Annotated in this window: 22 protein-coding genes; 17 read left to right on the plus strand and 5 right to left on the minus strand. The window is 59.5% G+C overall.

Going from position 1 to position 23,392, the window contains the following annotated elements:
- Positions 1 to 15: 15 nt before the first annotated feature.
- The 11 genes from nusA (at position 16) to yedF (ending at position 13,156) form a co-directional block, all read left to right on the plus strand.
- Positions 16 to 1,524 (plus strand): transcription termination factor NusA, encoded by a 1,509-nt coding sequence (gene nusA, locus ACUTSC_RS14550; protein WP_019453340.1) that lies wholly within the window; start codon positions 16 to 18, stop codon positions 1,522 to 1,524.
- A 23-nt stretch (positions 1,525 to 1,547) separates the two neighbouring features.
- Positions 1,548 to 4,235 (plus strand): translation initiation factor IF-2, encoded by a 2,688-nt coding sequence (gene infB, locus ACUTSC_RS14555; protein WP_063991605.1) that lies wholly within the window; start codon positions 1,548 to 1,550, stop codon positions 4,233 to 4,235.
- A 70-nt stretch (positions 4,236 to 4,305) separates the two neighbouring features.
- Positions 4,306 to 4,716 (plus strand): 30S ribosome-binding factor RbfA, encoded by a 411-nt coding sequence (rbfA, locus tag ACUTSC_RS14560; protein WP_004933508.1) that lies wholly within the window; start codon positions 4,306 to 4,308, stop codon positions 4,714 to 4,716.
- Positions 4,716 to 5,660 (plus strand): tRNA pseudouridine(55) synthase TruB, encoded by a 945-nt coding sequence (truB, locus tag ACUTSC_RS14565; protein ID WP_039567792.1) that lies wholly within the window; start codon positions 4,716 to 4,718, stop codon positions 5,658 to 5,660. Before rbfA ends, truB begins: the two co-directional genes overlap by 1 nt.
- A gap of 124 nt (positions 5,661 to 5,784) precedes the next feature.
- Positions 5,785 to 6,054 carry a 30S ribosomal protein S15 gene (rpsO, locus tag ACUTSC_RS14570; RefSeq protein WP_004933502.1) on the plus strand — a complete coding sequence of 90 codons (270 nt, stop codon included), beginning with the start codon at positions 5,785 to 5,787 and terminating at the stop codon, positions 6,052 to 6,054.
- Positions 6,055 to 6,310: 256 nt separating this feature from the next.
- Complete coding sequence (gene pnp / locus ACUTSC_RS14575; RefSeq protein ID WP_025305055.1) at positions 6,311 to 8,428, plus strand: polyribonucleotide nucleotidyltransferase; 2,118 nt, start codon at positions 6,311 to 6,313, stop codon at positions 8,426 to 8,428.
- A 128-nt stretch (positions 8,429 to 8,556) separates the two neighbouring features.
- Positions 8,557 to 9,441 (plus strand): lipoprotein NlpI, encoded by an 885-nt coding sequence (gene nlpI / locus ACUTSC_RS14580; protein ID WP_004933495.1) that lies wholly within the window; start codon positions 8,557 to 8,559, stop codon positions 9,439 to 9,441.
- A 122-nt stretch (positions 9,442 to 9,563) separates the two neighbouring features.
- Complete coding sequence (gene yrbN, locus ACUTSC_RS14585; RefSeq protein WP_223182019.1) at positions 9,564 to 9,638, plus strand: protein YrbN; 75 nt, start codon at positions 9,564 to 9,566, stop codon at positions 9,636 to 9,638.
- Positions 9,628 to 11,559, plus strand: a complete 1,932-nt coding sequence (locus ACUTSC_RS14590; RefSeq protein ID WP_197767097.1) for a DEAD/DEAH family ATP-dependent RNA helicase — start codon at positions 9,628 to 9,630, stop codon at positions 11,557 to 11,559. The genes yrbN and ACUTSC_RS14590 overlap by 11 nt, the downstream gene beginning before the upstream one ends.
- Before the next feature lie 146 nt (positions 11,560 to 11,705).
- A complete protein-coding gene (yedE, locus tag ACUTSC_RS14595) occupies positions 11,706 to 12,920 on the plus strand; it encodes a selenium metabolism membrane protein YedE/FdhT (protein WP_197767096.1) in 1,215 nt (404 codons plus the stop codon).
- Positions 12,917 to 13,156: a sulfurtransferase-like selenium metabolism protein YedF gene (gene yedF, locus ACUTSC_RS14600; RefSeq protein WP_004933486.1), complete on the plus strand. Its 240-nt coding sequence runs from the start codon at positions 12,917 to 12,919 to the stop codon at positions 13,154 to 13,156. The genes yedE and yedF overlap by 4 nt, the downstream gene beginning before the upstream one ends.
- Positions 13,157 to 13,194: 38 nt before the next feature.
- On the opposite strand, the gene ACUTSC_RS14605 is transcribed toward yedF, so the two are convergent.
- Complete coding sequence (locus ACUTSC_RS14605) at positions 13,195 to 14,208, minus strand: luciferase-like monooxygenase (protein ID WP_049288409.1); 1,014 nt, start codon at positions 14,206 to 14,208, stop codon at positions 13,195 to 13,197.
- A gap of 230 nt (positions 14,209 to 14,438) precedes the next feature.
- Here ACUTSC_RS14605 and ACUTSC_RS14610 point away from each other — a divergent pair, with 230 nt between their 5' ends.
- From ACUTSC_RS14610 to ACUTSC_RS14625, 4 genes are all read left to right on the plus strand, one after another.
- Positions 14,439 to 15,410, plus strand: coding sequence for an efflux RND transporter periplasmic adaptor subunit (locus tag ACUTSC_RS14610; protein WP_197767095.1), 972 nt, complete (start codon positions 14,439 to 14,441; stop codon positions 15,408 to 15,410).
- Complete coding sequence (locus tag ACUTSC_RS14615; RefSeq protein WP_197767094.1) at positions 15,392 to 16,546, plus strand: ABC transporter permease; 1,155 nt, start codon at positions 15,392 to 15,394, stop codon at positions 16,544 to 16,546. Before ACUTSC_RS14610 ends, ACUTSC_RS14615 begins: the two co-directional genes overlap by 19 nt.
- Positions 16,543 to 17,682 (plus strand): ABC transporter permease, encoded by a 1,140-nt coding sequence (locus ACUTSC_RS14620; protein WP_197767093.1) that lies wholly within the window; start codon positions 16,543 to 16,545, stop codon positions 17,680 to 17,682. The genes ACUTSC_RS14615 and ACUTSC_RS14620 overlap by 4 nt, the downstream gene beginning before the upstream one ends.
- A 157-nt stretch (positions 17,683 to 17,839) precedes the next feature.
- Positions 17,840 to 18,217, plus strand: coding sequence for a hypothetical protein (locus tag ACUTSC_RS14625; protein ID WP_445653413.1), 378 nt, complete (start codon positions 17,840 to 17,842; stop codon positions 18,215 to 18,217).
- A 300-nt stretch (positions 18,218 to 18,517) separates the two neighbouring features.
- On the opposite strand, the gene ACUTSC_RS14630 is transcribed toward ACUTSC_RS14625, so the two are convergent.
- Both ACUTSC_RS14630 and ubiU read right to left on the minus strand, forming a co-directional pair.
- The gene (locus tag ACUTSC_RS14630; protein ID WP_060430738.1) at positions 18,518 to 19,396 is read right to left on the minus strand and encodes a U32 family peptidase; all 879 of its coding nucleotides are present in this window, start codon (positions 19,394 to 19,396) and stop codon (positions 18,518 to 18,520) included.
- An 11-nt stretch (positions 19,397 to 19,407) separates the two neighbouring features.
- The gene (gene ubiU / locus ACUTSC_RS14635; RefSeq protein ID WP_197767092.1) at positions 19,408 to 20,403 is read right to left on the minus strand and encodes a ubiquinone anaerobic biosynthesis protein UbiU; all 996 of its coding nucleotides are present in this window, start codon (positions 20,401 to 20,403) and stop codon (positions 19,408 to 19,410) included.
- 258 nt (positions 20,404 to 20,661) lie between these two features.
- On the opposite strand from ubiU, the gene ubiT reads away from it, so the two are divergent.
- Together ubiT and ACUTSC_RS14645 are read left to right on the plus strand one after the other, a co-directional pair.
- Entirely contained in the window at positions 20,662 to 21,183 is a 522-nt protein-coding gene (gene ubiT / locus ACUTSC_RS14640) for a ubiquinone anaerobic biosynthesis accessory factor UbiT (RefSeq protein ID WP_039567957.1), read from the plus strand.
- The gene (locus tag ACUTSC_RS14645; protein ID WP_049201571.1) at positions 21,177 to 21,680 is read left to right on the plus strand and encodes a GNAT family N-acetyltransferase; all 504 of its coding nucleotides are present in this window, start codon (positions 21,177 to 21,179) and stop codon (positions 21,678 to 21,680) included. The genes ubiT and ACUTSC_RS14645 overlap by 7 nt, the downstream gene beginning before the upstream one ends.
- Here ACUTSC_RS14645 and ACUTSC_RS14650 read toward each other — a convergent pair.
- Positions 21,667 to 21,972 (minus strand): GIY-YIG nuclease family protein, encoded by a 306-nt coding sequence (locus tag ACUTSC_RS14650; RefSeq protein WP_141957793.1) that lies wholly within the window; start codon positions 21,970 to 21,972, stop codon positions 21,667 to 21,669. The two genes, ACUTSC_RS14645 and ACUTSC_RS14650, sit on opposite strands and share 14 nt — an antisense overlap.
- Before the next feature lie 86 nt (positions 21,973 to 22,058).
- The gene (gene potE, locus ACUTSC_RS14655) at positions 22,059 to 23,375 is read right to left on the minus strand and encodes a putrescine-ornithine antiporter (protein WP_047571695.1); all 1,317 of its coding nucleotides are present in this window, start codon (positions 23,373 to 23,375) and stop codon (positions 22,059 to 22,061) included.
- Between the last annotated feature and the right edge of the window lie 17 nt (positions 23,376 to 23,392).

Here is a 23,392-nt window from a genome sequence, read left to right on the forward strand (position 1 = left end):
GAAGAGGCAACTAGGATGAACAAAGAGATTCTGGCTGTTGTTGAAGCAGTTTCCAATGAAAAATCCCTTCCGCGCGAGAAGATTTTCGAAGCGCTGGAAACTGCATTAGCCACCGCAACCAAGAAAAAATACGAGCAGGAAATCGACGTGCGCGTCAGCATTGACCGCAGAACCGGCGATTTCGACACCTTCCGCCGTTGGGTCGCCGTAGACGAGGTGACTCAGCCAACGCGTGAAATCACGCTGGAAGCCGCTCAGTTTGAAGATCCGAGCATCGAGCTCGGCGGCTACGTCGAAGATCAGATCGAATCCGTGACCTTTGACCGTATCACCACCCAAACCGCCAAGCAGGTTATCGTGCAGAAAGTGCGTGAAGCCGAGCGTGCGATGGTGGTCGACGCTTTCCGTGAACACGAAGGTGAGATCGTCACCGGCGTGGTGAAAAAAGTGAACCGTGACAGCATCGCGCTGGATCTGGGCAACAACGCCGAAGCGGTGATTGGCCGTGAAGACATGCTGCCGCGCGAAAACTTCCGTCCGGGCGACCGCATTCGCGGCGTACTGTACGCCGTGCGTCCTGAAGCTCGCGGCGCGCAGCTGTTCGTCAGCCGTTCCAGCTCTGAAATGCTGAAAGAACTGTTCCGCATCGAAGTGCCGGAAATCGGCGAAGAAGTGATCGAAATTAAAGCGGCAGCCCGCGATCCAGGCTCCCGCGCGAAAATTGCAGTGAAAACCAACGACAAGCGCATCGATCCGGTCGGCGCCTGCGTAGGTATGCGCGGTGCGCGCGTTCAGGCCGTGTCGAGCGAGCTCGGCGGCGAACGCATCGACATCATCCTGTGGGATGATAACCCAGCGCAATTCGTCATCAACGCCATGGCGCCGGCCGACGTCGCGTCGATCGTGGTAGACGAAGATAACTGCACCATGGATATCGCCGTTGAAGCCAGCAACCTGGCACAGGCGATCGGCCGTAACGGCCAAAACGTGCGTTTGGCTTCCCAGCTGCTGAAACAACACCGCGGCGACGATCGTTGGGAACTGAACGTGATGACGGCGGACGACCTGCAGGCCAAGCACCAGGCCGAGGCTCATGCCGCTATTGATACCTTCACCAAGTATCTTGATATCGACGAAGATTTCGCCACCGTACTGGTTGAAGAAGGCTTCTCCACGCTGGAAGAGCTGGCCTACGTGCCGATCAAAGAGCTGTTGGAAATCGACGGTCTGGATGAAGATACGGTTGAAGCATTGCGCGAACGCGCCAAAGCTGCATTGACCACGCTGGCCCTGGCACAAGAAGAAAGCCTGGGCGACAACAAACCGGCCGACGATTTGCTCAACCTGCCGGGTCTTGAGCGCAGCATGGCCTTTAAACTGGCCGCGCGTGGGGTTTGTACGCTGGAAGATCTTGCCGAGCAGGGTGTTGACGATCTGGCTGATATTGAAGGGCTTAGCGACGAGCAAGCCGGTGAGCTGATCATGGCTGCACGCAATATCTGTTGGTTTGGCGACAACGCGTAATAACTGTAGCAGGAAGGAACAGCATGACGACAGATGTAACCGTAAAATCGCTGGCAGCAGAGATTCAGACTCCGGTTGATCGCCTGGTACAGCAGTTTGCTGATGCAGGGATCAACAAGTCCGAGTCGGACTCTGTTACCCAGCAAGAAAAAGAAACATTGCTGGCGCACCTGAACCGTGAACACGGCAGCGCGCCGGGTAAACTCACTTTGCAGCGCAAAACGCGCAGCACCTTGAATATCCCGAGCACCGGCGGTAAAAGTAAATCGGTGCAAATTGAGGTCCGCAAGAAACGCACTTATGTAAATCGCGATACGCAGGAAGCCCAGTTGGCTGAAGCGGCAGAGCAGGCACAGCGTGAAGCGGAAGAGCAGGCACGGCGCGAAGCGGAAGAGCTCGTAAAACGCGAAGCGGAAGCGAAGCGCGCAGCCGAAGAGCAAGCCAAACGTGAGGCCGCGGAGATTGCTAAGCGTAATTCAGCGGAAAAAGAAAAAGTGACCAATCAACATACCGACGAAATGACCAAGCCAGCTCAGGCGGAAAAAGCACGCCGTGAAGCCGAAGCCGCTGAACTGAAACGCAAAGCGGAAGAGGAAGTGCGCCGCAAGGTTGAAGAGGAAGCCAAGCGCGTGGCGGAAGAAGCCCGCCGCATGGCCGAAGAGAACGGCGAGAAGTGGGCTCAGGCAGACGCGGCAAGCGCTGCGGTTGAAAGTGCCGACTATCACGTGACCACCTCTCAGCACGCCCGTGCCGCTGAAGACGAAAACGACGCCAAAGTTGAAGGCGATCGTCGCAGCCGCACCCGCGGCGGCAAAGCCACCAAGCAGAAGAAAGGCAACAAGCTGTCCGAATCCAAAGCGGATCGTGAAGAGGCGCGTGCCGTTACCCGTGGCGGTAAAGGCAAACGCAAGCCTAGCGCTCTGCAGCAGGGCTTCAACAAGCCGGCACAGGTGGTTAACCGTGACGTGGTGATCGGCGAAACCATCACCGTGGCCGAGCTGGCCAACAAGATGGCGGTAAAAGGTTCTCAGGTCATCAAAGTGATGATGAAGCTGGGCGCCATGGCCACCATCAACCAGGTTATCGACCAGGAAACCGCACAGCTGGTTGCCGAAGAGATGGGCCACAAAGTTATCCTGCGCCGTGAAAACGAGCTGGAAGAAGCGCTGATGAGCGACCGTGATACGGGCGCTGCGGCCGAGCCGCGCGCGCCGGTCGTGACCATCATGGGCCACGTTGACCACGGTAAAACCTCTCTGCTGGACTACATCCGCTCCACCAAAGTGGCGGCGGGCGAAGCCGGCGGCATTACCCAGCACATCGGTGCCTACCACGTAGAAACCGAGAACGGCATGATCACCTTCCTGGATACTCCGGGCCACGCCGCGTTTACCTCGATGCGTGCTCGCGGTGCTCAGGCGACTGACATCGTGGTTCTGGTGGTGGCGGCCGACGACGGCGTGATGCCACAGACCATCGAAGCTATCCAGCACGCGAAAGCGGCGCAGGTGCCGTTGGTGGTTGCGGTGAACAAAATCGACAAGCCGGAAGCCGATCCGGACCGCGTTAAGCAGGAACTGTCTCAGTACGGCGTTATGCCGGAAGAGTGGGGCGGCGAAGCGCAGTTCGTCCACGTGTCCGCGAAAGCCGGTACCGGTATCGACGAGCTGCTGCAGGCTATCCTGCTGCAGGCCGAAGTGCTGGAACTGAAAGCAGTTCGCAGCGGCATGGCGAGCGGCGTGGTGATCGAGTCCTTCCTGGATAAAGGCCGTGGCCCTGTGGCTACCGTGCTGGTTCAGGAAGGTACGCTGAACAAGGGCGATATCGTTCTGTGCGGCTTCGAATACGGCCGTGTGCGTGCGATGCGCGACGAATTGGGTCGTGACGTGACCTCCGCAGGTCCGTCTATCCCTGTGGAAATCCTGGGTCTGTCCAGCGTGCCTGCAGCGGGTGACGAAGCGACCGTGGTGCGCGACGAGAAGAAAGCGCGTGAAGTGGCGCTGTACCGTCAGGGCAAATTCCGCGAAGTCAAACTGGCGCGTCAGCAGAAGTCCAAGCTGGAAAACATGTTCGCCAACATGACCGACGGCGAAGTGTCCGAGCTGAACATCGTACTGAAGTCCGACGTACAGGGTTCTTGCGAAGCGATCAGCGACTCGCTGCTGAAACTCTCCACCGACGAAGTGAAGGTGAAGATTGTCGGCTCTGGCGTAGGTGGTATCACCGAAACCGACGCGACGCTGGCTGCGGCATCCAACGCCATCATCCTGGGCTTCAACGTACGTGCCGACGCTTCTGCGCGCCGCGTAATCGAAGCGGAAAGCCTGGACCTGCGTTACTACTCCGTGATCTATAACCTGATCGACGAAGTGAAGCAGGCGATGAGCGGTATGCTGGCGCCGGAATACAAGCAGCAGATCATCGGCCTGGCCGAAGTGCGCGACGTGTTCAAATCGCCTAAGTTCGGCGCTATCGCCGGCTGTATGGTTACCGAAGGGACCATCAAGCGTCACAACCCAATCCGCGTACTGCGCGACAACGTGGTTATCTATGAAGGCGAGCTGGAATCCCTGCGCCGCTTCAAGGATGACGTTAACGAAGTCCGTAACGGCATGGAATGTGGTATCGGCGTTAAGAACTATAACGACGTGCGCGTCGGCGACATGATCGAAGTGTTCGAAATCATTGAGATCCAACGCACCATCGCTTAACGATTGCACATCTGCTTATATCTGTTTACGGGGGGCCTTTGTGCCCCCCGATTTGTCTGGAGAATCCAAAATGGCAAAAGAATTCAGCCGCGGTCAACGCGTGGCGCAAGAGATGCAGAAAGAGATTGCGATCATTCTGCAGCGTGAAGTGAAAGATCCGCGCGTCGGCATGGCGACCGTTTCCGGCGTGGAAGTGTCCCGCGACCTGGCGTATGCCAAGGTTTACGTCACCTTCCTGAACGTGCTGACCGAGAACCACGATCCGGATCTGGTCACCAACGGCATTAAAGCGTTGCAGGACGCTTCCGGCTACATCCGCACCCTGCTGGGCAAAGCGATGCGCCTGCGCGTGGTGCCGGAGCTGACCTTCGCCTACGACAACTCCCTGGTGGAAGGCATGCGCATGTCCAACCTGGTGACCAACGTGGTGAAGAACGACGCCGAGCGCCGTTCCGCCTCAGGCGATGACAAGGAGGATTAATGAGTCGCCCTCGTCGCCGCGGCCGTGATATCCACGGCGTGCTGTTGCTGGACAAGCCCCAGGGTTTGTCGTCCAACGATGCGCTGCAAAAAGTAAAACGCCTGTACAACGCCAACCGGGCGGGCCATACCGGCGCGCTCGATCCGTTGGCGACCGGCATGCTGCCTATCTGCCTGGGCGAAGCGACCAAGTTTTCGCAATACCTGCTCGATTCCGACAAGCGTTATCGGGTGATCGCCAAGCTGGGGCAGCGTACCGATACCTCCGACGCCGACGGCCAGATCGTGCAGGAGCGCCCGGTGAATTTCACCCAGGCGCAACTCGACGCGGCGCTGGACACCTTCCGCGGTGACATCCAGCAGGTGCCGTCGATGTATTCGGCGCTGAAATACCAGGGCAAGAAACTCTACGAGTATGCGCGCCAGGGCATTGAAGTGCCGCGCGAAGCGCGCAGCATCACGGTGTACGAGCTGCAGTTTATCCGCTGGGAAGGGGATGAGCTGGAGCTGGAGATCCACTGCTCGAAAGGCACCTACATCCGCACCATCACCGACGATCTCGGCGAGCTGCTGGGCTGTGGCGCGCACGTGATCTATCTGCGCCGCCTGCAGGTGGCGACTTACCCGATCGCGCGCATGGTGACGCTGGAACAGCTGAACGCCTTGCTGGCGCAAGCGCAGGAACAGGCGATCGCGCCCGGCGAGCTGCTCGATCCGCTGCTGATGCCGATGGACAGCCCGGTTGAGAACTATCCGGAAGTGAATTTGCTGCCGGTGGTAGCAGGCTACGTCAAGCAGGGGCAACCGGTGCAAGTGGCCGGCGCGCCGGCTTCCGGCCTGGTGCGCATCACCGAGGGTGAAGAGCGAAAATTCATCGGCGTTGGCGACATCGCCGAGGATGGTCGCGTGGCGCCGCGCCGCCTGGTGGTCGAGCATTTCGACTGACGGCGGGGCACTGCGTCGCCTTGCGATCGCACTGCGCTAAGAGTAGAATGGCGCAGCTTATGCATTGGGTTGCTGAATTAGAGATCGGCGCCTGTTTTTATTATCTATAATCTGGAGTATTACAATGTCTCTAAGTGTTGAAGCTAAAGCTCAAATCGTAGCTGATTTCGGTCGTGGTACTAACGACAGCGGTTCTACCGAAGTTCAGGTTGCCCTGCTGACTGCGCAGATCAACCATCTGCAAGGCCACTTCTCCGAGCACAAAAAAGATCACCACAGCCGTCGTGGTCTGCTGCGTATGGTTTCTCAGCGTCGTAAGCTGCTGGACTACCTGAAGCGTAAAGATGTAGCACGTTACACCAGCCTGATCGAGCGTCTGGGTCTGCGTCGCTAATCTAGCAAGTTTCAGTGGAAAGGGGCCTATTTTGGCCCCTTTCTTCTAGGAAGCATAAGCAAATCAGGTTAATGTATTACTGATGTTTCCAAACAGGCTCTTCCGTTACAGAGGTTCGCGCGGCTAATGAGAGGCTTTATCTCCCGCCTGAGATAAGGATTGTCATTAGTCGCGAGGATGTAGTGAGAAGGCAAATCGAGTCACAGGCGTGTCGAGTCGTCAATGCGATTGCGCGCCGCTAATCAAGGATATAATTTTGCTGACACCGATCATTCGCAAATTCCAGTATGGCCAGCATACCGTCACCATCGAAACCGGTATGATGGCTCGTCAGGCCACCGCCGCCGTTATGGTGAGCATGGATGACACCGCCGTATTCGTTACCGTCGTTGGCCAGAAAAAAGCCAAGCCGGGCCAGAGCTTCTTCCCGCTGACCGTTAACTACCAAGAGCGCACTTACGCCGCCGGCCGTATCCCGGGCAGCTTCTTCCGTCGCGAAGGCCGTCCGAGCGAAGGCGAGACGCTGACTTCCCGTCTGATTGACCGTCCGATCCGCCCACTGTTCCCGGACAGCTTCCTGAACGAAGTTCAGGTGATCGCGACCGTGGTTTCCGTTAACCCGCAGGTGAACCCGGACATCGTTGCGATGATCGGTGCTTCTGCCGCACTGAGCCTGTCCGGTATTCCGTTCAACGGCCCAATCGGCGCAGCGCGCGTAGGTTACATCAACGATCAGTACGTGCTGAACCCGACGACTGACGAGCTGAAAGAAAGCCGTCTGGACCTGGTGGTTGCCGGTACTGCCGGCGCGGTGCTGATGGTTGAATCCGAAGCGGAAGTGCTGAGCGAAGATCAGATGCTGGGCGCCGTGGTATTCGGCCACGACCAGCAGCAAGTGGTTATCGAAAACATCAACTCCCTGGTTGCCGAAGCCGGCAAGCCGAAGTGGGATTGGCAGGCCCCAGCGGTCAACGAAGCGCTGCACGCGCGCGTGGCTGAACTGGCTGAAGCTCGCCTGGGCGACGCTTACCACATCACCGAAAAACAAGAGCGTTACGCTCAGGTTGACGCGATCAAAGACAGCGTTGTTGAAACCCTGCTGGCGCAGGACGAAACGCTGGACGCCGGCGAAATCCAGGACATCCTGGGCAACGTCGAGAAGAACGTAGTGCGCAGCCGCGTACTGCGTGGCGAGCCGCGTATCGACGGTCGTGAAAAAGACATGATCCGTGGCCTGGACGTGCGCACCGGCGTACTGCCGCGCACCCACGGTTCCGCGCTGTTCACCCGTGGTGAAACTCAGGCGCTGGTTACCGCGACCCTGGGCACCGCGCGCGACGCGCAGAACCTGGATGAGCTGATGGGCGAGAAGACCGACAGCTTCCTGTTCCACTACAACTTCCCTCCGTACTCCGTAGGCGAAACCGGCATGGTCGGTTCTCCTAAGCGTCGTGAAATCGGTCACGGTCGCCTGGCGAAACGCGGCGTATTGGCTATGATGCCTAAACCGGAAGATTTCCCGTACACCGTTCGCGTCGTGTCTGAAATCACCGAATCCAACGGTTCTTCTTCCATGGCTTCCGTGTGCGGCGCGTCTCTGGCGCTGATGGACGCCGGTGTGCCAATCAAGGCTGCCGTTGCGGGTATCGCGATGGGCCTGGTGAAAGAAGCCGATAACTTTGTGGTTCTGTCCGACATTCTGGGTGACGAAGATCACCTGGGCGACATGGACTTTAAAGTGGCCGGTAGCCGCGACGGTATCACCGCGCTGCAGATGGACATTAAAATCGAAGGCATCACCCGCGAAATCATGCAGGTGGCTCTGAACCAGGCCAAGGGCGCGCGTCTGCACATCCTGGGCGTGATGGAACAGGCTATCAGCTCCCCGCGCGGCGATATCTCCGAATTCGCACCGCGTATTCATACTATCCGCATCAACCCGGATAAAATCAAAGACGTGATCGGTAAGGGCGGTTCCGTTATCCGCGCACTGACCGAAGAGACTGGCACTACCATCGAAATCGAAGATGATGGTACAGTTAAAATCGCTGCGACCGACGGTGAGAAGGCGAAATTCGCTATCCGTCGTATCGAAGAGATCACGGCAGAGATCGAAGTGGGCCGTATCTACCAGGGTAAAGTGACCCGTATCGTTGATTTCGGCGCATTCGTCGCCATCGGCGGTGGTAAAGAAGGTCTGGTACACATTTCTCAGATCGCCGACAAGCGCGTCGAGAAAGTGACCGACTATCTGCAGATGGGTCAGGAAGTGCCGGTTAAGGTACTGGAAGTGGACCGTCAGGGCCGCGTGCGTCTGAGCATCAAAGAAGCGATGGCGCCGGAAGCGGGTTCACCTGCGCCTGAAGCAGAATAACTGTATAGATAGTTTTACAGCTCCCCGCCACGGGGTTGGGAGCTGTTCGTATCGCGCGGGTAGGATGCCCGCGTATTAGCAAACGGAGGACAGGACGTTCATCCAATGTTTGTCTTCGGGAGTGGGAAATGAAGCCTTTCTTGCGCTGGTGTTACGTTGCGACAGCACTCATGCTGGCAGGATGCAGCAACCATGATTGGCGTAAAGACGAAGTTTTGGCAATCCCGTTGCAGCCTACGTTGCAGCAGGAAGTGATCCTGGCGCGCATGGAACAAATTCTTGCCAGCCGGGCACTGACGGACGACGAACGCGCACAGCTTTTATATGAGCGCGGTGTGCTGTATGATAGCCTCGGGTTACGTGCATTAGCGCGCAATGATTTCTCGCAGGCGCTGGCGATACGTCCCGACATGCCGGAAGTTTTCAACTACCTGGGCATTTACTTAACGCAGGCAGGCAATTTTGATGCTGCCTATGAAGCGTTTGATTCTGTACTAGAGCTTGATCCAACTTACAATTACGCGCGTTTAAACCGGGGCATCGCACTGTATTATGGCGGCCGCTTCCCGTTGGCGCAGGATGATCTGCAGGCGTTTTATCAAGACGACCCAAACGATCCCTTCCGTTCGTTATGGCTGTATCTGGTGGAGCGAGAAATCGATCCCAAGAAGGCCGAGGTAGCGCTTCAGCAGCGCTATGACAAAGCGGACAGAGGGCAATGGGGATGGAATATTGTCGAATTCTACCTGGGCAAGATCAGCGAAAAAACGCTGATGGAACGCCTCAAGGCAGATGCAACGGATAACACTTCGCTCGCTGAGCATCTCAGTGAAACTGACTTCTATTTGGGTAAACACTACCTGAGTCTGGGGGACAAGGACACCGCTTCGGCGCTGTTCAAACTGACGGTGTCTAACAACGTTCACAACTTCGTTGAGCACCGCTATGCATTGTTGGAATTGGCGCTTTTGGGCCAAGAGCAAGACGACCTATCGGAATCGGACCAGCAATAGCTGACGAACACCTATCAGCCTGATGGACATTGGTTTTTAACCAAAGTTATCGCCTTCACGGGCGAGGGCTTTTTTGTTCGTTTTATAATCTAATTTGAGCCGGTTCACACTTTTCAATGAAAATGACTGAAAATTTTCTCGACGAGTTATGTAGACTGGCTGCCATTATTAATGAGGCACGTGTACATGACGACTGAGTTTGAAACCTCTTTTGCTGATCTGGGGCTGTCTGCTCCAATCATTTCCGCCCTGAACGATCTGGGCTATGAAAAACCATCACCGATCCAGGCTGAGTGTATTCCTCACCTGTTGAACGGCCGCGACGTGCTGGGCATGGCACAGACCGGTAGTGGTAAAACTGCAGCGTTCTCGCTGCCGCTGCTGCACAACCTGCAGGCAGACCTGAAAGCACCTCAGATCCTGGTGCTGGCACCGACCCGCGAACTGGCGGTTCAGGTTGCCGAAGCGATGACCGATTTCTCCAAACACATGAACGGCGTCAACGTGGTAGCCCTGTACGGCGGCCAGCGTTACGACGTGCAGCTGCGCGCTCTGCGCCAGGGCCCGCAAATCGTCGTGGGTACCCCAGGCCGCCTGCTGGACCACCTGAAGCGCGGCACCCTGAACCTCTCTAACCTGAGCGGTCTGGTGCTGGATGAAGCCGACGAAATGCTGCGCATGGGCTTTATCGAAGACGTAGAAACCATCATGGCTGAGATCCCGGCTGAACATCAGACCGCGCTGTTCTCCGCCACCATGCCGGAAGCGATCCGTCGCATCACCCGCCGCTTCATGAAAGAGCCGCAGGAAGTGCGCATCCAGTCCAGCGTGACCACCCGTCCGGACATCAGCCAGAGCTACTGGTCGGTCTACGGCATGCGTAAAAACGAAGCGCTGGTGCGTTTCCTGGAAGCTGAAGACTTTGATGCGGCGATCATCTTCGTGCGCACCAAGAACGCGACCCTGGAAGTGGCCGAAGCGCTGGAGCGCAGCGGTTACAGCAGCGCCGCGCTGAACGGCGACATGAACCAGGCGCTGCGTGAGCAGACCCTGGAGCGCCTGAAAGACGGTCGTCTGGATATCCTGATCGCGACCGACGTTGCGGCCCGTGGCCTGGACGTTGAGCGCATCAGCCTGGTTGTCAACTATGACATCCCGATGGACTCCGAGTCTTACGTTCACCGTATCGGCCGTACCGGTCGTGCGGGCCGCGCCGGCCGCGCGCTGCTGTTCGTGGAAAACCGCGAACGCCGCCTGCTGCGCAACATTGAACGCACCATGAAGCTGACCATCCCGGAAGTGGAACTGCCGAACGCAGAACTGCTGGGTGAGCGTCGTCTGGCCAAGTTCGCCGCAAAAGTTCAGCAGCAGCTGGAAAGCAGCGATCTGGATCTGTACCGCGCACTGCTGACCAAACTGCAGCCGGAAGAAGAGCTGGATATGGAAACCCTGGCCGCAGCGCTGCTGAAAATGGCACAGGGCGAACGTCCGCTGATCCTGCCGCCGGATCCGGTCTTCAAGCCGCGTCAGCGTCGCGAGTTCAACGACCGTGACGATCGTCGCGGTGATCGTGGCGACCGTCGCGACAGCCGCGATAGCCGTGACGGCGACCGTCCGCGTCGCGAACGTCGTGACGTTGGCGAAATGCAGCTGTACCGCATTGAAGTGGGCCGTGACGATGGCGTAGAAGTCCGTCACATCGTTGGCGCGATCGCTAACGAAGGCGACATCAGCAGCCGTTACATCGGTAACATCAAGCTGTTCGCTTCCCACTCCACCATCGAGCTGCCAAAAGGCATGCCGGGCGAGATCCTGAATCACTTCACTCGTACTCGCATCCTGAACAAGCCGATGAACATGCAGCTGCTGGGCGATGCACAGCCGTTCGAACGTCGCGAGCGTCGTGACGGTGGCAACGGTGGCGAGCGTCGTGGCAACGGTCGTCCGTTCAACGGCGAACGTCGCGAAGGCGGCCCACGTCGCTCCTTCGGTGAACGTCGTGAAGGCGGCAACGGCGGCGAGCGTCGTGGCGGTAACTTCAACCGTGACGGCAAACCGGCCCCACGCCGTGATGACGGCGCACCGGCAGCACCACGTCGTCGTTTCGGCGACGCGTAATCGCTGATTCACCGTTCGCGGTGAAGCGCTCTGAAAAACCAGCCTGCGGGCTGGTTTTTTTATGCCTGAAAGTTGCCGTCAAACGTCCCTGAATGGCGTATCATTCATAAGGTTTTTTCTTACGGATGATATGCACGGGAGATGCCATGAGTTGGCAGCAGTTCAAATCTCAATACCTAGTGCGCTTTTGGGCGCCGCTGCCGGCGGTGATCGCCGCCGGGATCCTTTCTACCTACTACTTCGGCATGACCGGCACCTTCTGGGCGGTGACCGGCGAGTTCACCCGCTGGGGCGGCCATGTGCTGCAGTGGTTCGGCCTGCACCCCGAGCAGTGGGGCTATTTCAAGGTTATCGGCCTGCAGGGCACGCCGCTGCAGCGCATCGACGGGCGCATGATCATCGGCATGTTCGCCGGCTGCATCGCCGCCGCGCTGTGGGCCAACAACATCAAGCTGCGCCAGCCGCAGCACCGCATTCGCATCGTGCAGGCGCTGCTGGGCGGCATCATCGCCGGTTTCGGCGCGCGCCTGGCGATGGGCTGTAACCTGGCGGCGTTCTTCACCGGTATTCCGCAGTTTTCGCTGCACGCCTGGTTCTTCGCGCTGGCGACCGCCGCCGGCTCCTACTTCGGCGCCAAATTCACGCTGCTGCCGATGTTCCGCATCCCGGTCAAATTGCAAAAGGTGAAGGCCGCCGCGCCGCTGACGCAGAAACCTGAGCAGGCGCGCCGCCGCTTCCGGTTGGGCATGGCGGTCTTCGGCCTGGCGGTGGCCTGGTCGCTGTGGACGCTGTTCGATGCGCCGAAGCTCGGTATCGCCATGCTGTTCGGCATCGGTTTCGGTCTGCTGATCGAACGCGCGCAGATCTGCTTCACCTCGGCGTTCCGCGATCTGTGGATCACCGGCCGCACCCACATGGCGAAAGCCATCATCATCGGCATGGCGGTGAGCGCCATCGGCATCTTCAGCTACGTGCAGCTCGGCGTGGCGCCGAAAATCATGTGGGCCGGCCCGAATGCGGTGCTGGGCGGCTTGCTGTTCGGCTTCGGCATCGTGCTGGCCGGCGGTTGCGAGACCGGCTGGATGTACCGCGCGGTGGAAGGGCAGGTACACTACTGGTGGGTGGGGCTGGGCAACATCATCGGCGCCACGCTGCTGGCCTATTACTGGGACGATCTGGCGCCGGCGCTGGCGACCGACTATGACAAGATCAACCTGCTCGACACCTTCGGCCCGATCGGCGGCCTGCTGGTGACCTACCTGCTGCTGGCGCTGGCCTTCGCCGCCATGCTGTGGTGGGAGAAACGCTTTTTCCGCGCCCGGCCTGAGGCGCAGGTGGTGAATTTGAGGAGCATGCCATGAAAGAGACGACGATAGTGCCGGACTACCGGCTGGACATGCTGGGTGAGCCTTGCCCGTACCCGGCGGTGGCGACGCTGGAGGCGATGCCGCAGCTGAAGCCAGGGGAAATCCTGGAGGTGATCAGCGATTGCCCGCAGTCGATCAACAACATCCCGCTCGATGCGCGCAACCACGGCTACAAGGTGCTGGATATCCAGCAGGACGGGCCGACCATCCGCTATCTGATCCAGCGTTAACGCCGAGGCGGTGGGGTTCCCCACCGCCTTATCGCGTTTTATCCCTTCACGACGTCGCCTTTCACTCCGGCAACAATCTCGAACGAACGCAGCCGCGCCTGATGATCGAAGATCTGGCCGTTGACCATGATCTCGTCGGCATCGGTTTCACGCAGCAGCGTTTGCAGCCCGTGGCGCACGGTTTTTTCATCGCCGACGATCGACATCCGCAGCGCCTGCTCGACGCCGTATTGCTCACCGGCGGTCCACAGCGCGTGGATGTTATCCACCGGCGGCGGCAGCGGGCCGGGCGAACCGCGGCGCAGGTTGATGAACTGCTGCTGCATCGAGCTGAACAGGAAGCGCGCATCGCTATCGCTGTCGGCGGCGATCACGTTGACGCACACCATGGCATGCGGCTGCGCCAGCTGTTTGGACGGTTTGAAGTTCTCGCGGTACAGCTGGAGCGCCTGGAACAGCATATCCGGGGCGAAGTGCGAGGCGAAGGCGAACGGCAGGCCGAGCTGCGCCGCCAGCTGCGCGCTGTAGAGGCTGGAGCCGAGCAGCCAGAGCGGCACGTGCAGCCCCTGGCCCGGCACCGCCTGCACCGGCTGACCGGGCTGCGCGTCGCAGAAGTAGTTTTGCAGCTCCTGCACGTCGCGCGGGAAGGTATCCACATCGCCGGACAGGTGGCGGCGCAGCGCCATCATGGTGCGCTGATCGGTGCCGGGCGCGCGGCCCAGCCCCAGATCGATGCGGCCGGGGTAGAGCGACTCCAGCGTACCGAACTGCTCGGCGATCACCAGCGGCGCATGGTTCGGCAGCATCACGCCGCCGGAGCCGAGGCGAATGCTCTGGGTGCCGGCGGCCAGATAGCCCAGCAGAACCGAGGTGGCGGCGCTGCCGATGCCGGTCATGTTGTGGTGCTCGGCCAGCCAGTAGCGCCGGTAGCCCCAGCGTTCGGCATGCTGCGCCAAATCCAGCGAACAGTGGAAAGCGTCGCGCGCTTTGGCCCCTTGCGGGATTGGCGATAAATCCAGTACCGACAGCGGTACGGCAGTGTTTTCAGTCATGACATCGTCCATCAGAGAGTGGATCGCTTAAAGGGCGATTGCAGGAGTCTGCATACCAAAAAGCCGAAAATGATGCTTTTTAGTGTTAAAAGCATAATCCAATTTATAGTTATAAAAGAGGAGATATGTGCTTGTGATATCCTCATGAGAGCAATGGTGTTTTTTGGAGCAATTTGAGACATGGAAATGATGATCCCCGCCCGCCGCTTACCGTTCCGGGAGCCGATATAATGAAAAAAAAGACGCTGTTTACCCTGTTGCTGATGATGGTGGCGATCGCATTGGCGATCCTGTTCCGCGCGCATAATCAGGATCTGTTACTGCAGGGTGAAGTGGACGCCCCCGAAGTGATCGTCGCTTCCAAAGCGAAAGGCCGGGTGGTTGAACGCCTGATCGAACGCGGCGACGACGTGAAAAGCGGCCAGCTGATTATTCAGCTCGACAGCCCCGAACTGATGGCGCAGCTGCGTTCCGCGCAGGCGACGCGTGACGAAGCCAAGGCGCAGCTCGATCAGTCGCTGCACGGCACCCGTGAAGAGAGCATCCGCAACCTGCGAGCCAACCTGGCGCAGGCCGAGGCGCAGTACCGCAACGCGCAAAACGACTACAACCGCAACCTGAGCGTGTCGGGCAGGGGTTATATCTCGAAGTCCGAGCTGGACGCTTCGCGCCGGGCGCGCGATACCGCCTTCCAGCAGGTGCAGGCGGCCAAGGCCAATCTGGACGAAGGTATCAACGGCGACCGCGTCGAGCTGCGGCAACAATACGCGGCGGCGCTGCGGGCGGCGGAAGAGAACCTGCTGCAGATCCAGGCGCAGAGCGACGATCTGCAGGTGAAAGCGCCGGTAGACGGCGAAGTGGGGCCGATCCCGGCCGAAGTGGGCGAATTGCTGAACGCCGGCAGCCCGCTGGTGACGCTGATCCGGGTGCCGGACGCCTACTTCGTGTTTAACCTGCGCGAAGACATCCTGGCCCACGTGCGCAAAGGCGACAAGGTCAAGCTGCGGGTGCCGGCGCTGAAGGATAAAATGATCGACACCGAGGTGCGTTACATCGCGCCGCTGGGGGATTACGCCACCAAACGCGCCACCCGCGCCACCGGCGACTTCGACCTGAAAACCTTCGAAGTGCGCCTGTATCCGTCACAGCCGGTGGACGGCCTGCGTCCGGGGATGAGCACCTTATGGCAATGGAAAGAGTAAGGGCCGGCTGGCGCTGCTTCAGTCACGCGTTCGACAAAGAGTGTCGCGTCGCCTTTCGCAGCCCGGTGGTGCACTGGCTGAGCTGGATCTTTCCGCTGATCCTGTTTGGGCTGATCAGCAGCAACTTCTCCGAAGGCACGCTGCTCGATCTGCCGGTCTCGGTGGTGGACAGCGATCACAGCCCGCTGTCCAAGTCGCTGACGCGGCGGCTGGACGCCGGGTCGCACGCCCACGTCGAGGCCTACGGCGGCGGGCTGCCGGAGTCGCTGAACCGCCTGCGCAGCGCGCAAGATTACGCGTTGCTGTACATCCCGCCGGACTTCGAGGCCAACGCGCTGTCGGGCAAGCAGCCGAGCGTGGTGATGTACTACAACGCGCTGTTCTACGGCGCCGGGCTGTATTCCACCCAGGACTTCGGCGGCCTGATGAACGAAATCAACGCCAGCACCCGCAGCATCATCGCCACCGAAATGGGCAAATCGCTGCCGCCGCTGGCGGACGTAACGCTCTCTTACGGCAGCTTGTTCAACGCCAGCGGCAGCTATATCTATTATCAGCAGTTCGCCGCCACCATTCACCTGCTGCAGCTGTTCGTGGTGACCTGCATGATCTACGTGCTGGCGCGCAGCAAATCGCTGCTGCAGGCCAAGCCGTTCAGCCTGGCGCTGCTCGGCAAGCTGGCGCCTTACACGCTGTGTTTCACCACCCTGCTGATGGTGGAGATCGCGGCGCTGGTGGGCATCTTTGACGCCCGCGTCAGCGGCAATCCGCTGTTTATGCTGATGATCGGCCTGTTTTACGTGATGGCGGCGCAGAGCATCGGCCTGCTGCTGTATACCTTTACCGGCAGCACCATCACCGCTTACAGCCTGATCGGTATTTTGGTCAGTATCGCGATGACCTTCTCCGGCATGGCGGTGCCTGAGCTGTCGATGCCGCTGCCGGCGCGCATCATTTCCAACATCGAGCCGCTGACCCACGCGCTGTACGCGATGTTCGACGTGTTCCTGCGGCAGGTGCACGCCAGCGCCATCTTCAGCGTGTGTGCGCTGCTGGCGGTCTATCCGCTGGTGGCCGCGCTGCTGGTGCGTAATCGCCTGCCGGCGCGGCTGGCAAAAGAGGGGAGCGCCGGATGAAGCTCTATTGGCAAACCTTCGTTAAGGTGCTGCTCGGCATGCTGGAGCGGCCGGTGTGGCTGATGCTGATCCTGTCGCTGTGCATCATGAGCATGGTGTATGCCAACCGCACGGTGTGGGATCTGCCGGTGGGGGTGGTCGATCAGGATCACAGCACCGCCAGCCGGCAGCTGATCCGCCAACTGGACGCCACGTCCAAGATAGCGATCGAAACCTACGACAGCCTGGAACAGGCGCAGCGCGATCTCGGCTGGCGCAAGCTGTTTGCGGTAATCATCATGCCGGTGGATCTGGAGAAGAAGATCCTCAGCGGGCAGAACATTGTGGTGCCGGTGTACGGCGATGCCACCAACCGCCTGGCCAACGGCCAGATCCAACAGGACGTGGTGGCGGCCTACCAGCAGCTGCTGACGGAGTACAACAACGGGCTGCTGCTGCGCAGCGGCTTCAGCGAACGGCAGGCGCAGATACTGCTGACGCCGATACTGGGGCAAACGCTGGACGTGTTTAACCCCGGCATCAGCTTCGCGGCGATCATCTTCCCCGGCCTGCTGGTGATGCTGTTGCAGCACTCGCTGCTGATCGCCTGTATCCGCGTCAACATCGCCATGAAGAGCATGCCCGGTGGCAAGGCGCCGCTGGCGGCGCACCTCGGCGGGCTGACGGCGCTGCTGCCGATCTGGCTGTTCCTGTCGATCGTGCTGTTCGTGCTGTGGCCGTGGGTATTGGGCTACAGGCAGACGGCGAACATCGCCGAACTGCTGCTGCTGACCTTCCCGTTCCTGCTGGCGGTACTGGGGCTGGGCAAGCTGGTGACCGAGTGCCTGCGCAGCGTCGAAATGATCTACCTGACGCTGGCGTTCATTACCACGCCGATCTTCTACCTGTCCGGCACCATCTGGCCGCTGCAGTCGATGCCGGCCTGGGTGCGCGCCATCTCGTACAGCATTCCCTCCACCTGGGGCACCAAGGCGATCGCCGGCGTCAACCAGATGGGGCTGTCGCTGAACGAAGTGTGGGGCGACGTGATGATGATGCTGGTGCTCGGCGTGATCTACACCCTGCTGGGCTTCGGCGTCGGCTTCTTGCGCAACAGTGTGGCGCTGCGCGGGATGTTCAGGAAGCGGAGGGCGTAGGAAACCAATAAAGGCGCCATATTCGGCGCCTTTATTATTTCGTATTATCGATATGTGTAAGGTTATTTATTTGGCGGGATGTCTATTGTTATTTTGATTTAATTTCTTATATTAACTTTGGTAATTATCATTGCCGACTGGTTTAGGGAATTAATGGTTGACGTTAGTTTTATCTGTAACGTGTTATTTAAAGGATGATATAAACATGTCAACAATAAGAGAGCTTACTTCTGATGAGATGAAACTGATTGGCGGTTGTGGTGATGGAAATAACGGCGGCGATCGTGACAGGCCAGGCAGAGGTGCACCAAACTCCTGTGCCAATCAGGTTGGAATGGGCATCATCATTGGCGCATTTACCGGTTTTTCAGGTGGCCCGCCAGGCATGATAGGTATGGCGATTGCCGGTGGCTTGATGGGGGCAGTCTCTTGCGCCGATAACAGCCCCGCGGGAATAATAAGCATAACGATGGTGCCTTGGGTGGGAATAAAAACGCCAATAGCGTTAATGGGCAATGTCGCCGATGATGAGTAAATCGTTTCTAGAGTGTCAAAAGTAGAGGGTGGGTTATGGTTAACAGACGTCTTTTAAACCCGCTTTGTAATATGATTGCGCTAATATTGAGTATGTTACTTGTCTCGTTCTCCTCACTGAGTATTATTTCATACGGAGAAAATTTGGTAGATGCGGTCATCGCGGTTTTCACTTATTTTGGTATCAGAAGCTGCTGCCTGATGTGTGTAAGTTTATTCCATTGGTTCCACGGTGGAAATAACCGCATTAATCTTGATAAATAAACGGTGCCGGCAGAGCCAACTGTCGGCACTGTCCTCGCTAAGACACCAACTCCAACCCCGCCACGCGGCGCCAGTAGCCGTTGCAGTCGGCGTGATCGGTCAAGGCCAAGGGCTTTTCGCCGCGTTCGTTGGCGCGGAAGGCATCGATTTGCGCCAGCGTCTCGGCGCCCTGCGGCGACAGCCGCACGATATCCACCAGCCCCTGCATGCTCGGCAGCTCGTTGCCGAGGTTGTAGCAGTAGCCGCTCATGGTCTGGATGCCGTTGAGTACGAACACCTGCTGCTGTTCCTGCGAGCGCATCATGCGGCCCTGCGGATACTTGATGCAGCAGGTTTCGCACTCGTCCTTGCCGCGGTTCTCCGAGCGGGCGGTGAAGCAGCGCGCCGAGTAGGCCAGCGGCAGGTGGCCGTAGCTCAGCACCTCCACCTCGAAGTCGTGGCGGAACCCCAGCTCGTCGCACTGCGTCAGCAGGTTGGCCAGCCAGTCGCGCGAAAGCTCGACCGGCATGCACCAGCGCATCATGCCCTGGCGGCGCAGCAGGCGCAGGGTATAGGCGTTGTAGCAGTTCAGCGCATGGCCGGCGACGAACGGCAATCCTCGTTCCGCCGCCATGTTCACCGCGCCCAGATCGTTGGCTTCAAACAGGAACTCGCCGTTTTCCACATAGCGTTTCAGCTCATTCAGCTCGGACGGCGCCTGCAGCAGCGCCAGCGTGGAGATCACCACCTGCTTGCCGCTGCGGGCGATTTCGCGCGCCAGCGCCAGCCAATCGCCGACCTTCATCTCGCGCCGCTTGGTGCAGACGCTCTCGCCGAGGTAAATGATGTCGGCGCTGCTCTCCGCCGCCTGTTGATAGAACGCCGCGATGTCGTTTTTCGGCCAGTAGTAGAGTACCGGCCCCAGTGCGTATTTCATGTTTCCTCCGGCTACTGCCATTTGCGGTGATAGGCGCCCAGCGTGGTTTGGGTGCCCTCGGACATCGCGCCCAGCGTCTCCATCCAGGCGGCGTCGGCGCGGTAGGTGGCCGGATCGGCCTGGCAGCGGTCGATCGCCTGGCGCCAGACGCGCGCCACCTGGCTGACGTAAGCCGGGCTGCGCTGGCGGCCTTCGATCTTCACCGAGGCGATGTTGGCGGCCAGCAGCTCCGGCAGCAGCTCCAGCGTATTGAGGCTGGTGGGCTCTTCCAGCGCGTGGTAGCGCACGTCGTCCACCAGATAGCGGCCCTTGCACAGCGTCGGGTAACCGGCGTTTTCATGATCCTGATAGCGGTCGATCAGCACGTCGTTCAGGCGCGACTCCATGCCCTGCGGGGTTTGCTGCCAGCGCACGAAACGCGCCGGCGAACAGGCGCCGACGGTGTTCGGCGACTCGCCGGTCAGGTAGGAAGAGAGGTAGCAGCGCCCCTCGGCCATGATGCACAGGCTGCCGAAGGCGAACACTTCCAGCGGCACCGGGCTGGTGCGCGCCAGCTGTTTCACCTGATGCATCGACAGCACGCGCGGCAGCACCACCCGGCCCACGTCGAAGTTGCGCTGGTAGAAACGGATCGCCTCTTCGTTGGTGGCGGAGGCCTGCACCGAAACGTGGCGCTCCAGCTGCGGGTAGCGCTGGGCGGCATATTCCAGCATCGCCAGATCCGCCAGAATCAGCGCGTCGGCGCCCAGCTGGGCCGCCATATCCACCGCGCGCTGCCAGCGGGCGTAGCCGTCGGGATGGGCGAAGGTGTTGATGGCGATATGCAGCTTGCGGCCGTGGCGATGCACGTAATCGACCGCTTCCTGCAGCTTTTTCTCGGTGAAGTTGAGGCCGGCGAAGTGGCGCGCGTTGGTATCGTCTTTCAGACCGATGTAAACGGCGTCGGCACCGTTATCCACCGCGGCCTTCAGGGCCGGCAGGTTGCCGGCGGGACAAAGCAGCTCCATAGATTTATCCTGGCTTAGCCGTGCGCCCGGCCGGGCGCACGCTGTCTTTAAAGGTTGCCGACGGCGGTGTTCCGCCGGCAAACGCGAATCGGGGAGGCCATTTTAGGCAAAGGGGCGCACACAGGTTTTGATTTGAGGCAGCTTATGGCGTATTGATAAACATGGCGGTGAAATGCACTATTTGTTGATATAGACCGCTGAAGCCGCGCGCCAGTGTGGCAAAATAGCGGTAGTCCGTATTGAAAGGAGTGGATGACCGTGTTGGAACAACTACGAGCACGCCTTGTGCGCCAGGGGCCGTCGCTGCTGCGCATCCCGCTGAAATTCACGCCGTTCGCCCTGCAGCGCCAGCTGCTGCAACAGGTGCTGAGCTGGCAGTTCCGCCAGGCGTTGGCGGATGGGGATTTGGAATTTCTCGAATCGCGCTGGTTGAAGATCGAAGTTCGCGATCTGGCGCTACAATGGTTTATGACGGTAGAAAACGACAAACTGGTGGTCAGCCAGCACGCCGAAGCGGACGTCAGCTTCAGCGGTGACGCCAACGATCTGATCCTGATCGCGGCGCGCAAGCAAGATCCGGATACGCTGTTCTTTCAGCGTCGGCTGCAGATTGAAGGGGATACCGAATTGGGCCTGTATGTGAAAAATTTGATGGACGCCATCGAGCTGGAAAGCATGCCTGCGCCGCTGCGCATGGGGCTGTTGCAGTTGGCTGATTTTGTCGAAGCAGGATTGCAGGAGGGCACGGCGTCGGCTTCCCGTGTGGCGGTATCATGCTGATCCGCGTAGAGATCCCGGTAGACGCGGCGGGCATCGATGCCTTGCTGCGCCGCGCCTTTGGCCGCGACGACGAAGCCGATCTGGTGCAGCAGCTGCGCGAAGACGGCCTGCTGACGCTGGGCGTGGTCGCCACTGACGACGAAGGCGGGGTAGTGGGTTACGCCGCGTTCAGCCCGGTGGACGTGGCCGGCGAAGACCGCCAATGGGTGGCGCTGGCGCCGCTGGCGGTAGACGAAAGCCTGCGCCGCCAGGGGCTGGCTGAAAAGCTGGTGTACGAAGGCTTGGATTCGCTGAACGAATTCAGCTACGCCGCGGTGGTGGTGCTGGGCGAGCCGGCCTATTACGGCCGCTTCGGCTTTAAGCCGGCCGCCGCCTATGGTCTGCATTGCCGCTGGCCGGACACGGAAAGTGCATTCCAGGTCTACCCGTTGGCGGAAGACGCCCTGAATGGCGTCAGCGGCGAAGTGGCTTTTTCGGCGCCGTTTAATCGCTTTTAACGACCGGCAATAGATACTCCAACGACAGCGGCGGGTGATTCACCAGCCGCTCTTTTTGTATTTTGCTCAGCTGCTTGACGCGGTATTCCAGCTTCAGCGCCGTTGAACGATCCCCCACCTGGCAGTGAAACGCCAGCGTCAATTCCCCTTTGCCGCGCAGCGCCTTGGCGCCTTTGCCGGCCTGATGCTGCGCCAGGCGGCGCGCCACGTCGGTGGTGATGCCGGTATACAGCATGCCACTCGGTAAACGCAGCATGTAGAGGTGCCAGAGAGAGGGGGAAGTGTCGGTCATCGTACGCCGTTTCGGTGGCCAGGGTCGGCGTATGATGGCATGTTCGCCATCACAATCCCATCCCCGGCCACCGGTGCCTTACCGCTTTACCCCTTTTTTCCCGCCAGCTCGAAGCGCGGCGAGACGATACCGTACAGCGTCCAGCCGAGGAAGGTGGCGATGGCGCCCCACATCATCGCTTCCTCACCGGAGCTGTAGAGCGCGTAGAAGCTGTACAGCGCGCCGATGCCGGCGATGATATTGGCGATACGCGCCTTGTTGTCCGGCACCTTCGCCACTTTCTGAATAATGACCAGCGCCGCCATCGACAGGATGTAAGGGATGATGTTGGTCACCACCGCCAGGTTCACCAGCACGTTGAACTGCTTGTTCAGCGACGGGCTGATGGTCATCAGCGACAGGCCGCTCTGGATGACGACGATGGTCAGCATGCCTTTAACCGGCGCGTCGGCCTTGCTCAGCTTGGAGAAGATTTTCGGGAAGAAGCCGCTGTCGGCGGAGGATTTGAACACCTGAGCGATGGTGAACTGCCAGCCGAGCAGCGAGCCGACGCAGGACATGACCATCAACGCCATGATGATCTTGCCGACCGTCGGGTTGAACATGTGGGAGAACGCCAGACCGAACGGGGCGGTGGAGTTGGCCAGATCCATGTTCGGCACGATGCCGGCGATCACGTTGGTCGAAATGATATAGATCACCGCCGCGCTGAGGGTGCCGCCCAGTACGGCGATCGGCACGTTGCGCTCCGGATTTTCCACCACGTCGGTGTTGGCGCAGGCGGATTCCAGCCCCAGAAACGCCCACAGGGTCATTGAGATCGAGGCGCCGATGGCTTCGAAGGTCGGCACCTGATGCGGGTTCCAGGCGGCGACGTAGGCGCTGCCACTGAACCAGTACCAGCCGATGACCGAGATGCCCACCACCGGAATGATCACGCCCCAGACGGTGATGCCGCTGATTTTACCGGTGATGCGCGCACCGCCGAAGTTGGCGACGGTCGCAAGCCACAGCACGCCGATGGTGGCGATACAGATCCCGAGCGGGCTGAGCGTAGCGCCAAACAGCTCGGTGCCGTAGCCGACGGCGGAAATGGCGATGGCGATGTTGGCGATCAGCAGCGAAACGCCGTAGGTGTAGTTCGCCATAAAGTTGCCTGATTTGCCGAAGGCGTATTCGGCGTAGCCACCCATGCCGCCGGATTTACGGCTGAACATGCCGCATTTGGCGAAGGCGTAGGCCAGCGCCATCGAGCCGACGGCGGTCACCAGCCAGGAAACGATCGAAATCGTGCCCACTTCGGCCAGCTTGGTCGGCAGCATAATTATGCCGGAACCCATCATATTCACGGCGGTCAGGATCGTTAATTGTACGACCCCCATTTTATTATTGGACTTACTCATGATCATTTTCTCTTTTA

This window comes from Serratia sp. TSA_105.2 (genome assembly GCF_052692115.1).

Excerpts from the sequence above, each read along its gene's own strand:
- nusA (WP_019453340.1), top strand. The coding sequence starts at position 16 with ATGAACAAAGAGATTCTGGCTGTTGTTGAAGCAGTTTCCAATGAAAAA.
- infB (WP_063991605.1), top strand. The coding sequence starts at position 1,548 with ATGACGACAGATGTAACCGTAAAATCGCTGGCAGCAGAGATTCAGACT.
- rbfA (WP_004933508.1), top strand. The coding sequence starts at position 4,306 with ATGGCAAAAGAATTCAGCCGCGGTCAACGCGTGGCGCAAGAGATGCAG.
- truB (WP_039567792.1), top strand. The coding sequence starts at position 4,716 with ATGAGTCGCCCTCGTCGCCGCGGCCGTGATATCCACGGCGTGCTGTTG.
- rpsO (WP_004933502.1), top strand. The coding sequence starts at position 5,785 with ATGTCTCTAAGTGTTGAAGCTAAAGCTCAAATCGTAGCTGATTTCGGT.
- nlpI (WP_004933495.1), top strand. The coding sequence starts at position 8,557 with ATGAAGCCTTTCTTGCGCTGGTGTTACGTTGCGACAGCACTCATGCTG.
- ACUTSC_RS14590 (WP_197767097.1), top strand. The coding sequence starts at position 9,628 with ATGACGACTGAGTTTGAAACCTCTTTTGCTGATCTGGGGCTGTCTGCT.
- yedE (WP_197767096.1), top strand. The coding sequence starts at position 11,706 with ATGAGTTGGCAGCAGTTCAAATCTCAATACCTAGTGCGCTTTTGGGCG.
- yedF (WP_004933486.1), top strand. The coding sequence starts at position 12,917 with ATGAAAGAGACGACGATAGTGCCGGACTACCGGCTGGACATGCTGGGT.
- ACUTSC_RS14605 (WP_049288409.1), bottom strand. The coding sequence starts at position 14,208 with ATGACTGAAAACACTGCCGTACCGCTGTCGGTACTGGATTTATCGCCA.
- ACUTSC_RS14610 (WP_197767095.1), top strand. The coding sequence starts at position 14,439 with ATGAAAAAAAAGACGCTGTTTACCCTGTTGCTGATGATGGTGGCGATC.
- ACUTSC_RS14615 (WP_197767094.1), top strand. The coding sequence starts at position 15,392 with ATGGCAATGGAAAGAGTAAGGGCCGGCTGGCGCTGCTTCAGTCACGCG.
- ACUTSC_RS14620 (WP_197767093.1), top strand. The coding sequence starts at position 16,543 with ATGAAGCTCTATTGGCAAACCTTCGTTAAGGTGCTGCTCGGCATGCTG.
- ACUTSC_RS14630 (WP_060430738.1), bottom strand. The coding sequence starts at position 19,396 with ATGAAATACGCACTGGGGCCGGTACTCTACTACTGGCCGAAAAACGAC.
- ubiU (WP_197767092.1), bottom strand. The coding sequence starts at position 20,403 with ATGGAGCTGCTTTGTCCCGCCGGCAACCTGCCGGCCCTGAAGGCCGCG.
- ACUTSC_RS14645 (WP_049201571.1), top strand. The coding sequence starts at position 21,177 with ATGCTGATCCGCGTAGAGATCCCGGTAGACGCGGCGGGCATCGATGCC.
- ACUTSC_RS14650 (WP_141957793.1), bottom strand. The coding sequence starts at position 21,972 with ATGACCGACACTTCCCCCTCTCTCTGGCACCTCTACATGCTGCGTTTA.
- potE (WP_047571695.1), bottom strand. The coding sequence starts at position 23,375 with ATGAGTAAGTCCAATAATAAAATGGGGGTCGTACAATTAACGATCCTG.